Annotated in this window: 10 protein-coding genes; 4 read left to right on the top strand and 6 right to left on the bottom strand. The window is 69.3% G+C overall.

What is annotated here, in order from left to right:
• Nucleotides 1–102: 102 nt before the first annotated feature.
• The 3 genes from QQM39_RS33555 to coxB are packed head-to-tail and all read right to left on the bottom strand — an operon-like array spanning nucleotide 103 to nucleotide 3,196.
• Nucleotides 103–501 (bottom strand): cytochrome c oxidase subunit 4, encoded by a 399-nt coding sequence (locus QQM39_RS33555; protein ID WP_302001307.1) that lies wholly within the window; start codon nucleotides 499–501, stop codon nucleotides 103–105.
• Complete coding sequence (gene ctaD / locus QQM39_RS33550) at nucleotides 498–2,234, bottom strand: cytochrome c oxidase subunit I (protein WP_302001306.1); 1,737 nt, start codon at nucleotides 2,232–2,234, stop codon at nucleotides 498–500. The genes QQM39_RS33555 and ctaD overlap by 4 nt, the downstream gene beginning before the upstream one ends.
• Nucleotides 2,231–3,196, bottom strand: a complete 966-nt coding sequence (gene coxB / locus QQM39_RS33545) for a cytochrome c oxidase subunit II (protein ID WP_302001305.1) — start codon at nucleotides 3,194–3,196, stop codon at nucleotides 2,231–2,233. Before coxB ends, ctaD begins: the two co-directional genes overlap by 4 nt.
• Nucleotides 3,197–3,483: 287 nt before the next feature.
• On the opposite strand from coxB, the gene QQM39_RS33540 reads away from it, so the two are divergent.
• Nucleotides 3,484–4,860 carry a cysteine desulfurase/sulfurtransferase TusA family protein gene (locus QQM39_RS33540; RefSeq protein ID WP_302001304.1) on the top strand — a complete coding sequence of 459 codons (1,377 nt, stop codon included), beginning with the start codon at nucleotides 3,484–3,486 and terminating at the stop codon, nucleotides 4,858–4,860.
• A 20-nt stretch (nucleotides 4,861–4,880) separates the two neighbouring features.
• On the opposite strand, the gene QQM39_RS33535 is transcribed toward QQM39_RS33540, so the two are convergent.
• Nucleotides 4,881–5,855 carry a carbohydrate kinase family protein gene (locus QQM39_RS33535; protein ID WP_302001303.1) on the bottom strand — a complete coding sequence of 325 codons (975 nt, stop codon included), beginning with the start codon at nucleotides 5,853–5,855 and terminating at the stop codon, nucleotides 4,881–4,883.
• Nucleotides 5,856–5,986: 131 nt separating this feature from the next.
• Here QQM39_RS33535 and QQM39_RS33530 point away from each other — a divergent pair, with 131 nt between their 5' ends.
• Nucleotides 5,987–6,196 (top strand): hypothetical protein, encoded by a 210-nt coding sequence (locus QQM39_RS33530; RefSeq protein WP_302001302.1) that lies wholly within the window; start codon nucleotides 5,987–5,989, stop codon nucleotides 6,194–6,196.
• Between the two features lie 186 nt (nucleotides 6,197–6,382).
• Nucleotides 6,383–8,077 carry a PT domain-containing protein gene (locus tag QQM39_RS33525; RefSeq protein ID WP_302001301.1) on the top strand — a complete coding sequence of 565 codons (1,695 nt, stop codon included), beginning with the start codon at nucleotides 6,383–6,385 and terminating at the stop codon, nucleotides 8,075–8,077.
• Between the two features lie 82 nt (nucleotides 8,078–8,159).
• On the opposite strand, the gene QQM39_RS33520 is transcribed toward QQM39_RS33525, so the two are convergent.
• The gene (locus QQM39_RS33520) at nucleotides 8,160–8,516 is read right to left on the bottom strand and encodes an iron-sulfur cluster assembly accessory protein (protein WP_302001300.1); all 357 of its coding nucleotides are present in this window, start codon (nucleotides 8,514–8,516) and stop codon (nucleotides 8,160–8,162) included.
• Nucleotides 8,517–8,844: 328 nt separating this feature from the next.
• Between QQM39_RS33520 and nadA the strand changes: the two genes are divergently transcribed.
• Nucleotides 8,845–10,029, top strand: coding sequence for a quinolinate synthase NadA (nadA, locus tag QQM39_RS33515; RefSeq protein WP_302001299.1), 1,185 nt, complete (start codon nucleotides 8,845–8,847; stop codon nucleotides 10,027–10,029).
• An 18-nt stretch (nucleotides 10,030–10,047) separates the two neighbouring features.
• On the opposite strand, the gene QQM39_RS33510 is transcribed toward nadA, so the two are convergent.
• Entirely contained in the window at nucleotides 10,048–12,273 is a 2,226-nt protein-coding gene (locus tag QQM39_RS33510; protein ID WP_302001298.1) for a protein kinase, read from the bottom strand.
• Nucleotides 12,274–12,341 lie beyond the last annotated feature (68 nt).

The raw sequence follows: 12,341 nt of genomic DNA, 5'->3' as shown, positions 1-12,341 counted from the left end.
TGGCGCGCCGGATAGCGCGTCCGGGTGATGCCGATTGCGGCATACGCAGGAGCCCGGACGCTCCTGACGGAGTGTCCGGGCTCCTGGTGAGCTCAGCTCGCGTTACTGGGTGCGGTTCTCACCGCGGTAGTACTCGAAGACCCAGCCCCAGACGCCGATCAGGATCAGCGGCGCCGAGAAGTACATCAGCCACCAGCCGATCGCGATCGACAGGAAGGCGAAGGCGCCGCCGATCGCGAGGGAGAGCGGCTGCCAGCTGTGCGGGCTGAAGAACCCGACCTCGCCGGCGTCGTCCGCGACGTCCGCCTCCTTGTTGTCCTGGGCGCCCGTGTCGACCCGCCGGGCCGTGAAGCCCAGGTAGAAGCCGATCATGATGGACAGACCGAAGGCCAGGAAGAGGGCCGTCGTGCCGGCCGGCTCCTTCGACCACACGCCATAGACGACCGCCATGGCGAGGATGAAGACGCTCAGCCAGATGAACATCTTGCCCTGAACCTTCACTTGCCGGCCTCCTTGCCACCAGCCAGAGCCTTCTCACCGTGAGGAGCGTTCTCGAGCTGGTCGAGGGCGGCGATCTCAGGGTGGTGCAGGTCGAACGCCGGGGATTCGGAACGGATCCGCGGCAGAGTGAGGAAGTTGTGCCGCGGCGGCGGGCAGGACGTCGCCCACTCCAGCGAGCGGCCGTAGCCCCACGGGTCGTCGACGCCGACCGGCTTGCCGTACTTGGCCGTCTTCCACACGTTGTAGAAGAAGGGCAGCAGCGACGCGCCGAGCACGAACGAGCTGATCGTCGAGATGGTGTTCAGGGCGGTGAAGCCGTCGGCCGCGAGGTAGTCGGCGTAACGACGCGGCATGCCCTCGGCGCCCAGCCAGTGCTGGACCAGGAAGGTGCCGTGGAAGCCGATGAACAGCGTCCAGAAGGTCATCTTGCCGAGGCGCTCGTCGAGCATCTTGCCGGTCATCTTCGGCCACCAGAAGTGGAAGCCGGAGAACATCGCGAAGACGACGGTGCCGAAGACGACGTAGTGGAAGTGGGCCACCACGAAGTACGAGTCGGAGACGTGGAAGTCCATCGGCGGCGAGGCCAGGATGACGCCGGTCAGACCACCGAAGGTGAAGGTGATCAGGAAGCCGGTCGCCCAGAGCATCGGTGTCTCGAAGGACAACGAGCCCTTCCACATCGTTCCGATCCAGTTGAAGAACTTCACGCCGGTCGGTACGGCGATGAGGAACGTCATGAAGGAGAAGAACGGGAGGAGTACGCCGCCGGTGACGTACATGTGGTGCGCCCACACCGTCACGGACAGACCCGCGATCGCGATGGTCGCCGCGATCAGACCCATGTAGCCGAACATCGGCTTGCGGGAGAAGACCGGGATGACCTCGGAGATGATGCCGAAGAACGGCAGCGCGATGATGTACACCTCTGGATGGCCGAAGAACCAGAAGAGGTGTTGCCACAGCAACGCCCCGCCGTTGGCGGAGTCGAAGACGTGGGCGCCGAACTTGCGGTCCGCCTCCAGCGCGAACAGCGCGGCCGCCAGGACCGGGAAGGCCAGCAGGACCAGCACCGCGGTCAGCAGCACGTTCCACACGAAGATCGGCATGCGGAACATGGTCATGCCCGGTGCGCGCATGCAGATGATCGTGGTGATGAAGTTGACCGAGCCGAGGATCGTGCCGAAGCCGGAGAAGGCCAGACCCATGATCCACAAGTCGGCGCCGATACCCGGGCTGCGGACCGCGTCCGACAGCGGGGAGTAGGCGAACCAGCCGAAGTCGGCCGCACCCTGCGGGGTGAGGAAGCCGCCGACCGCGATGAGCGAGCCGAACAGGTACAGCCAGTAGGCGAACATGTTCAGCCGGGGGAAGGCCACGTCCGGCGCGCCGATCTGCAGCGGCATGATCCAGTTCGCGAAGCCGGCGAACAGCGGCGTCGCGAACATCAGCAGCATGATCGTGCCGTGCATCGTGAACGCCTGGTTGAACTGCGTGTTCGACATGATCTGCAGGCCCGGACGGGCCAGCTCGGCGCGCATGAGCAGCGCCATCACGCCGCCGATCACGAAGAACGCGAACGACGTGACGAGGTACAGCGTTCCGATCGTCTTGTGGTCGGTGGTGGTGAGCCACTTGACCACGACGTTGCCGGGCTGCTTGCGCCTGACCGGCAGCTCGTTCTCGTACGAGTCCTCAGCTGCCGCGGCACCCTGGGGTTCGTTGAGGATGCTCACAGGTTTGTCGTCTCCCGGTTCTTCTCGTGGCTCGTCTGCGCGATGCCGGCGGGAACGTAACCGGTCTGCCCCTTCTTGGCGAGGTCCTTGAGGTGCTGCTCGTAGCGCTCGGGGGAGACGACCTTCACGTTGAACAGCATCCGGGAGTGGTCGACGCCGCAGAGTTCGGCGCACTTGCCCAGGAAGGTGCCCTCCTTGTTGGGGGTCACCTCGAAGGCGTTGGTGTGGCCCGGGATGACGTCCTGCTTCATCAGGAACGGCACCACCCAGAAGGAGTGGATGACGTCACGCGAGGTGAGGACGAAGCGGACCGTCTTGCCCTTGGGGAGCCACAGGGTCGGGCCCGGGTTGCCTGTCTGCGGGTTCCGGGTGCCGGGAGTGCCGCAGTCGTAGACACCGCCGGCGTTCGCCGGGAAGTCTTCCTTGAACCGGTCCGGGATCGCGGCCAGTTCCTTGGCCGTCTTGGCGTCGCCGGTGGAACCGTCGACGCTCTCGATCATGTTGAAGCACCAGCTCCACTGGAAGCCGACGACGTTGACGGTGACGTCGGGCTTGTCCTTGAGCGTGAGGAGCTTCGACTCGTCGCGGGCCGTGAAGTAGAACAGGACCGAGACGATGATGAGCGGGACCACCGTGTACAGCGCCTCGATCGGCATGTTGTACCGGGTCTGCGGAGGGACCTCGACCTTGGTGCGGCTGCGCCGGTGGAAGATGGCGCTCCACAGGATGAGGCCCCACACCAGCACACCGACGGCGAGCGCCGCCGCCCAGGAACCCTGCCACAGGGAGAGGATCCGCGGAGCCTCTTCCGTGGTCGGGGTGGGCATACCAAGGCGAGGGAAGTCTTCCCAGTTGTACGAGCAACCGGTGGCTGTCGCCAGGACCAGGCCCGCAGTCATTGCCTGCAGCAGCTTCCGCCGCATCGGGCGCCGCGGCGAGCGGTCGGAGCCGTTGGGACTCACGTAGCGCCTTCCCGAGAGTCTCGCCCGCGCGGTATGGCTGCGGCCTGCCTTCTCGCTGGTCGGTCGCCGCCCTGCGACGGGCAGGGGTTTGGATGTTTATGCGGACCAAACCCTAGCCGACGCCCTCCGGGGGTTCGCGGGGAGGGGGGCCTACTGGAGTGGGGGGTTCGCTTGATTGGCGGCTGCGGGTTGTTTGTGGCTGGTCGCGCCCCGCGGCGGAGCCGCAGATGTCACCGCCCCGCGCCCCTGAAAGGACGTTGCGGTGACCGGACGTTTAGCGTTGCTGTGTGGCTTACTTCGACGCTGCTTCCAGTGCTCCTCTCCATCCCGTTGCCCGGCAGGCGCTACAGGCCTCGCTCGATGAAGGGTGGGCTGATCCCGCACGTCTGTACAGGGAAGGCCGCAGGGCCCGGATGCTGCTGGACGCGGCCCGGGAGGCCGCTGCCGAGGCTGTGGGGTGCCGGGCCGACGAGTTGGTGTTCACCTCTTCGGGGACGAAAGCCGTGCACTCGGGTGTCGCCGGGGTGTTGGCGGGGCGGCGGCGGGTCGGGCGTCACCTGATTGTGTCTGCCGTCGAACACTCCTCTGTGCTCCATGCGGCTGACGCGCACGAGGCCGAGGGCGGGGCGGTCACGCAGGTCGAGGTGGACCGGGCGGGGGCCGTGAGCGTGCAGGGGTACGCGCAGGCCCTTCGGGCGGATACCGCCCTCGCCTGCCTCCAGTCGGCCAACCACGAGGTGGGGGCCGAGCAGCCGGTGGCGGAGGTGGCCGGGGTGTGCCGGGAGGCCGGGGTGCCGTTGTTGGTGGACGCGGCGCAGTCGCTCGGGTGGGGGCGCGTCGAGGGTGACTGGTCGGTGTTGACCGGGAGTGCCCATAAATGGGGTGGGCCGTCGGGGGTCGGGCTGCTCGTCGTACGCAAAGGGGTGCGGTTCGCCGCGCAAGGGCCTCTGGATGAGCGGGAGTCGGGGCGGGCGGCCGGGTTCGAGAACATCCCGGCGATCGTCGCCGCGGCGGCCTCGCTGCGGGCCGTACAGGCGGAGGCGGCCCAAGAGGCGGTACGGCTGCGGGAGCTGACGGAGCGGATCCGGGCGCGGGTGCCGCGGCTGGTGCCGGATGTGGAGGTGGTCGGCGATCCGGTGCGGCGACTGCCCGGTGTCGTCACCTTCTCCTGTCTCTATGTCGACGGGGAGACCTTGCTGCACGAGCTGGATCGTGCCGGGTTCTCGGTCTCCTCCGGTTCGTCCTGTACGAGCAGCACGTTGACGCCCAGCCATGTGCTGAGGGCGATGGGGGTGCTGAGCGAGGGAAACGTGAGGGTTTCGTTGCCGTTCGGGACAGCGGCACAGGACGTCGAGCGGTTCCTGGAGGTGCTGCCGGGGGCCGTGGCGTCCGTGCGGGAGAAGCTCGGGGCGCCGGTGCCCAGCACGGTCGTACGGGAGGACGTCCTGGTCGTGGACGCGATCGGCAAGCTCTGTCCGCTTCCGGTCATCGAGCTGGCCAAGGTGATCGGCGAGGTGCCCGTGGGCGGCACGGTCCGCGTACTCGCCGACGACGAGGCGGCCCGGCTGGACATCCCGGCGTGGTGCGCGATGCGGGGGCAGGAGTACGTCGGTGAGGAACCGGCGGACCAAGGGACGGCGTACTTGGTCCGCCGGGTGAGCTGAACGCCCCGAGGGGCGAGGAGTCAGCCCAGGTGCGCCTGGACGTCGGCGGCGGCGTCATGCCCGTAGGCCTTGGTGAAGCGGTCCATGAAGTGGGCCCGTCGCAGCTGGTACTCCTGCGTGCCGACGGTCTCGATGACGAGCGTCGCCAGCATGCAGCCGACCTGCGCGGCCCGCTCCAGCGAGACGCCCCAGGCGAGGCCGGAGAGGAACCCGGCACGGAAGGCGTCGCCGACGCCCGTGGGGTCGGCCTTGCGGTCCTCCTCCGGGCAGCCGACCTCGATCGGGTCCTCGCCCTTGCGCTCGATGCGTACGCCGCGCGAGCCGAGGGTCGTGACGCGGTGGCCGACCTTGGACAGGATCTCCTCGTCGGTCCAGCCGGTCTTGGACTCGATGAGGCCCTTCTCGTACTCGTTCGAGAAGAGGTACGTCGCTCCGTCCAGCAGTATCCGGATCTCGTCGCCGTTCATGCGGGCGATCTGCTGGGAGAAGTCCGCGGCGAAGGGGATCTCGCGGGAGCGGCACTCCTCGGTGTGGCGGAGCATCGCCTCGGGGTCGTCGGCGCCGATGAGGACCAGGTCGAGGCCGCCGACGCGGTCCGCGACGGTCTTCAGCTCGATCAGGCGGGCCTCGCTCATCGCACCCGTGTAGAAGGAGCCGATCTGGTTGTGGTCGGCGTCGGTGGTGCAGACGAAGCGGGCGGTGTGCAGGGTCTCGGAGATGCGGACCGAGCCGGTGTCGACGCCGTGCCGGTCCAGCCAGGCCCGGTACTCGTCGAAGTCGGAGCCCGCGGCGCCGACCAGGATCGGCTTCGTGCCCAGCTGGCCCATGCCGAAGGCGATGTTCGCGCCTACGCCGCCCCGGCGTACGTCCAGGTTGTCGACCAGGAAGGAGAGCGAGACCGTGTGCAGCTGGTCCGCGACGAACTGGTCGGCGAAGCGGCCGGGGAAGGTCATGAGGTGGTCGGTGGCGATGGAGCCGGTGACTGCGATGCGCACGGCGTGGAGTCTCCTGCGGGGAGGTGGGATTGACAGTCCACGCTACCGTTCGTGACCGGGACTCTGAAGCAGTCGAAACTACCCGATAGTAGATCTTTCTTCGCGGGCTCCTGCGTGCCTACGGTTCCGATATGACGAAAATCGAGGTCCACGCCCCGGCTCCGATCGACCTGGAGGGCGACCTGGCGTCGCTGCGCGGTGACTGCGCGCGGATGGCTCCCCATTGGACCGCTCCCGACCGTGTCCTTTCCCGTCCGGTCTCCCCCTCACTCATCCATGGAGTGACCGTGCCGCCGAAATCGGCGCGGCTGCTGGACGCGATGTCGGACTACGGCGACTGATCGGCTACGGCGACTGATCGAACTCCGGCGGCCGAATCGGCGCCTTTCAGGGAACCGCGCGCTCCCCCGCTGCGTCCCATCGCTGTCCCCCGTAAAGGGGATGCGGGATACGACCCCGTGGGCCGACCTTTTTGGCAGGGTCCGGTCAGGGTCATGGGACATGTGCGCAGCCGAAGGAGCGATGCGGTGAACACCGAGCGACCCGAGAACGACGACACGGGCGCCGACGGCTCCGCCGAGGAGCAGGGCGTCCGGGAGGAAAACGGCGCCGCCGGTGCCGTGGAGGACGGCACCACCGTTCCCGACGCCGAGGCCGCGGGGGCCAAGGACGAGCGCGCTCATGAAGAGACCGATCATGAAGGTGCCGCTCACCAAGAGGCCGGAGTCGGCGATTTCGCCCGGCGCCGCTCCCCCGCGATCATCGCCTCCGTCGCCGCAGCCGTGCTGCTCGTCGGGGGCGGCGGGGCCTACCTCGCCGCGAGTGCGTCCGGAGGGTGGGACGGCGGTACGGCGTCGGGGGCGTCCGGCGACGGCACTCCCCCGCCGCTCCACCTCGACGGCTACACCGAGGGCGGTTCCGGCGGTACCGGCGGCATCGCACCCGGGGAGCCCAACCCGTACGGCGTCACCTACAAGGCCGACGGGGAGCTGGCGGACGGGCCCGGCTCGGCGCCGGTGTACCGGGCCCGGGGTGAGGTCGGCGCGGACAAGGTGGCCCGGCTGGCCGAGGCGCTCGGGGTGGACGGGAAGCCGGTGGCGCAGGGGCAGACCTGGAAGGTCGGGGCGAAGGACGGGTCCGGGCCCAGTCTGCAGGTGAACAAGCAGGCGCCGGGGACCTGGACCTTCTACCGGTACGCCGCCGGCACCGACAACTGCGAGAGCACCACCGTCTGCGACAAGGGCGCCGCGGACCCGGCCGGGGACCCGGTGAGTGAGGCCGCCGCGAAGAAGGCCGCCGCGCCGGTTCTCAAGGCGGTGGGTCAGGACGACGCGAAGCTCGACGCGAGCCAGCTCATGGGCGCCCAGCGGGTCGTGAACGCCAGCCCCCTCGTCGGCGGACTGCCCACGTACGGCTGGACGACCGGGGTCACGGTGAGCGCCCAGGGTGAAGTGGTCGGCGGGAGCGGCCAGTTGAAGGCGCCGGTGAAGGGGGACACGTACCCCGTGCTGGGTGCCGAGAAGACGCTCGGGCTGATGAACGCGGCACCGGGGACCGACCACCGCATGGGCATAGGCGGCTGCGCCAGCCCCGTACCGCTGAAGGACCGCCTTGAGGCGCCTTGCGGGTCGGAGGCCTCGACGGGTGCGCCGGCGAAGGACACCGTCACGGTCGAGAAGGCGGTGTTCGGGCTGGCCTCGCACTATGTGGACACGCGGCAGGCGCTGGTGCCGTCCTGGCTGTTCGAGGTGCGGGCGCCGGGCGCGCAGGACAGCTTCACGGTGACGTATCCGGCGGTCGACCCGGAGTACCTGGTCTCGGCCACACCGTCCGAGGAGCCGAGCGGACAGCCGAGCGGGCAGCCGACCCCGCGGCCGACCGAGCCGAAGGACGAGCCGACCTCGGCGCCGGTCACGCGGAACGTGGCGGTGGACGGCTACACCGTCGACGGCCGGGAACTGACCGTGGCCTTCACGGGCGGCGTGTGCGCCGAGTACAAGGTGACGGCGAGCGAGAGCGAGGACCAGGTGACGGTCCAGGTGACCGCGACCTCTCAGCCGGACAAGGTCTGCATCATGATCGCCAAGGTGTTCCACAAGACCGTGCAGCTGGATGAGCCGCTCGGTGACCGCGAGGTCGTGGGTTCGGACGGGCAGGCGATCCCGCTGGAGAAGCCCGGGACGCGGCTTCCGGACGCACCGGAGACGTCCGGGGCCCGGTAAGGGCCTGCGGACGCGGGAAGGCGGCGGCCCCGTCGGAGGGGGTCGCCGCCTTCCCGTGTGCCGGCGGGCTCGGCCGGGCTGCTCAGTTGAAGGAGTCGCCGCAGGCGCAGGAGCCCGTCGCGTTCGGGTTGTCGATCGTGAAGCCCTGCTTCTCGATGGTGTCCACGAAGTCGACGGTGGCGCCGCCCAGGTAGGGGGCACTCATGCGGTCGGTGACGACCTTCACACCGCCGAAGTCCTTGACCACGTCGCCGTCGAGGGAACGCTCGTCGAAGAAGAGCTGGTAGCGCAGGCCGGAGCAGCCGCCGGGCTGGACGGCGACGCGCAGGGCGAGGTCGTCACGGCCTTCCTGGTCGAGCAGGGCCTTGACCTTGGACGCGGCGGCGTCGGTCAGGACGATGCCGTCGGTGACGGTGCTGGTCTCGTCCGATACGGACATCTACATCTCTCCCGGGTTGTACGGAGACTGCTTGCCGACGGTTGCAACCGGCGGGGCCGCGGATTCATTCCGGGCCGGGCGCTTGTCTTATCGGTCCTTCTTCATGCTCGCACACGGTGCGCGAAGCGGAAAACGCCTCATGGGGGAATACGCGCGCCCGTCATCGGGATTCACGTCACATCGACGCGATGGCCATCGTCAAACTGACGTGAACCGGTTATGATAGATAGCGTCAATTCGACGAAAAGTCGATGAAGGTGTCCCGCATGACCCGCCGGGTCCGGATCTTCCGGTCCCGGCGAGCCGCAGAACAGAAAGGGTGCGTGTCGTGACCACCGCCCAGACCACGGAGCTCGACGTACAGCCGACGCCCCTCGCCCTGCTGCTCCTCGGCCGTGAGGCCGACCCCAGGAGCGAGCGCGGCGTCGAGTGTCCCGGCGACCTTCCCTCGCCGTCCGACCCGGACCTGGTCGAGCGCGCCCGCGCGGCCAAGGAGAAGCTCGGGAACAAGGTCTTCGTGCTCGGCCACCACTACCAGCGCGACGAGGTCATCCAGTTCGCGGACGTGACCGGTGACTCCTTCAAGCTGGCCCGCGACGCGGCCGCGCGCCCGGAGGCCGAGTACATCGTGTTCTGCGGTGTGCACTTCATGGCGGAGTCGGCGGACATCCTGACCTCCGACGACCAGAAGGTCGTCCTGCCCGACCTCGCCGCCGGCTGCTCGATGGCCGACATGGCGACGGCCGAGCAGGTGGCGGAGTGCTGGGACGTGCTGACCGAGGCCGGCATAGCCGAGCAGGTCGTCCCCGTGTCGTACATGAACTCCTCCGCGGACATCAAGGCGTTCACGGGCAAGCACGGCGGCACGATCTGCACCTCGTCGAACGCGAAACGGGCCCTGGACTGGGCCTTCGAGCAGGGCGAGAAGGTGCTGTTCCTGCCCGACCAGCACCTGGGCCGCAACACCGCCGTCCGGGACATGGGCATGTCCCTGGAGGACTGCGTCGTCTACAACCCGCACAAGCCGAACGGCGGGCTGACGGCCGACGAGCTGCGGGCCGCGAAGATGATCCTGTGGCGCGGTCACTGCTCGGTGCACGGCCGCTTCAGCCTGGAGTCCGTGGAGGACGTGCGCGCCCGGATCCCCGGCGTCAATGTGCTGGTCCACCCCGAGTGCAAGCACGAGGTCGTGGCCGCGGCGGACTACGTCGGTTCGACCGAGTACATCATCAAGGCCCTGGAGGCCGCCCCGGCCGGCTCCAAGTGGGCCATCGGGACCGAGCTGAACCTCGTACGCCGCCTGGCGAACCGTTTCGCGCCGGAGGGCAAGGAGATCGTCTTCCTCGACAAGACGGTCTGCTTCTGCTCGACGATGAACCGCATCGACCTGCCCCACCTGGTCTGGACCCTGGAGTCCCTCGCCGAGGGCAACCTGGTCAACCGCATCGAGGTCGACAAGGAGACCGAGGCGTTCGCGAAGCTGGCGCTGGAGCGGATGCTGGCGCTGCCGTAGACCCGCACGGCCCCGCTGTCACCCCGAGACGGGCTGCCGCTCGGGGTGCGCGGGGTCGAGGGTGAAGAGGGTGCCGTTCGGGATGGACACGACCAGCGCGCCGTCGTGGAACATCACCTTGGGGGCGTACGTGCCGGGCGTCACCGAGGTGCTGTGCGGGAGCGTCTCCCACAGCACCGTTCCCTTGTGCCCGTCGAGGGCCGCCACCCGGCCGCTGGCGCTGGCCAGGTACACAACGTCGGCCCGCGCGTCGTACCGGGCCTCTCCCGGTTGTTCCAGGCTGGTGTGGGCCCGCCACAGCACCTTGCCGGTGCGCGCCGCCACGGCGACCACCTGGCCGTTGGACGAGGTGAACCACAACGTGCCGTCCGCCAGCGTGACCGTGTCACCGTACTCGTCGGCCAGCTTCCTCGTGGTACGGGCTCCGGTCTTCGGGTCCACCAGCGCGATCCTGTCGTAGATCAGGCCCTCGCCCAGCTGCGCGTCCTCCTCGTTCGTCTCCAGCAGCACCAGCCGTCCGTCGAGGCCCCCGACGACACCGCTGGTCACGGGGACCTTCAGGCGGTGCCGCACCGAGCCGTCGGTCCGGTCCACCTCCAGGAGCTGGGAGGTGTTGGCCTGCCCGTCGTTCGGGGTGAACTGGGCGTACAGCCCGGCACCGACCGTCATGAACGAGCAGTAGTGATCGGTGGGCACCTTCAGCGTCCAGCGCTCGGCGCCGGTGCGCAGGGAACGGGCCGTCACCGTCCGGCCGTTGTCGGAGGTCAGCACCACGTCGCCGGACAGGGCCAGGTCGAGGTTCTCGTTCTCCACCTTGTGCCGCCACAGTTGATCGCCGGTCCGGGCGTCGAGGGCGAGGACGTGGACCGGGTCGTCCACGGCGGATTCGGTGGTGATGCTCTGCCACAGGAGCACTGTGCCGCGCTGGGCACCGAGCAGGGAGGCGGAGTACCTCCCGCTCACGGTGTCGGCGGGTGCGACCTCGGCACGCCAGACGATCTTGCCGGTCTCGGCGTCCACGCGGACCGGGAGGACGCTCTCGCCGGCGCAGTAGACGGCGTCCTCGTGCATGACACACTCGGGCTCCCCCGCCAGCAGGCCCTCCTCCCCTCCCAGCGCCTGCTTCAGGCCCAGCGGTGATGTCTCGAACACCGTCGTCTGCCAGGGCTTCCAGTCGCTGGGCAGCGCCGCCCACCGCGAGGCCGACGACGGCGTGGCCTCGCTGCCCGCCCAGCCCGGCCCGAGCAGCAGATACGCCGTCAGCCCGAGCGTCAGCGCGCCCACCGTGCCGGTCACGGCCGGCAGGGGGCGGATACGGCGTCGGCGGCCGGCCCCGCCGGTCGACGCCGGGTCGGCGAGGGTGCCGGGGCGGGTCTGCGGCACCACCGGTGCGTCCCCGCGCAGCGTCACCGTCGGCAGGTCGCCGGGGGCGGCCTCCGGCAGGGCGGCCGCGAACTCCCGGGCCAGCTCGTCGAGTCCGGGCCGCCCCTCGGCATCCTTGGTCAGGCAGCGCTCCAGGATGCCCCGGAACGGCTGCCCGATGCCGTCGAGCACCGGCTCGTTGTGCACCACCCGATACGCCGTCAGATAGGGGCTGTCGGCGTCGAAAGGGCCCCGTCCGGTCGTGGCGTACACCAGGAGCGCGCCGAGTGAGAAGACGTCCGACGCGGGGCCGACCTTGCGGGCGTCGGTGAGTTGTTCGGGGGACATGAACGGCGGGGTGCCGATCATCTGGCCGGTCTCGGTGAGGGTCTGGTGGTTCTCCGCCGCGCGGGATATGCCGAAGTCGATGACGCGGGGGCCGTCCTCGGCCATCAGGACGTTGGCCGGCTTCAGGTCCCGGTGCACGACCCCGGCACGGTGGATGTCCCGCAGCGCCTCCACCAACCCCAGGGCCAGCTGCCGCAGTTCGGCGGCGCGCAGCGGGCCCCGCTCGCGGAGGCGGTCGGCGAGCGAGCGGCCGGGCACGTACTGGGTCGCCATCCAGGGCCGTACCGCCTCCGGGTCGGCGTCCACGACCGGGGCGGTGAAGGCGCCGCTCACCTTGCGGACCGCCTCGATCTCCTGCCGGAAGCGGGTGCGGAAGACGGGGTCCTCGGCGTACTGGGCGTGCACCACCTTCACGGCGACCTCGCGGCCCGAGCGCGCCCTGCCCCGGTAGACGATTCCCATGCCTCCGGCCCCGAGCCGGTCGACCAGCTTGTAGCCGCCGACCGATTTCGGGTCGTCCCTGTGCAGCGGCACGCGCGAATCCCCTTCCGCCGCAGATCAGTTCGAGGCCACAGAATACGTAACCCCGGGTACGGCAGCGG

Source organism: Streptomyces sp. DT2A-34 (assembly GCF_030499515.1).
In the GTDB taxonomy this organism is placed as follows: Bacteria; Actinomycetota; Actinomycetes; order Streptomycetales; family Streptomycetaceae; genus Streptomyces.
The sequence above is the reverse complement of the archived record's forward strand: the minus strand, read 5'-3'. Positions and strand labels throughout refer to the sequence as shown.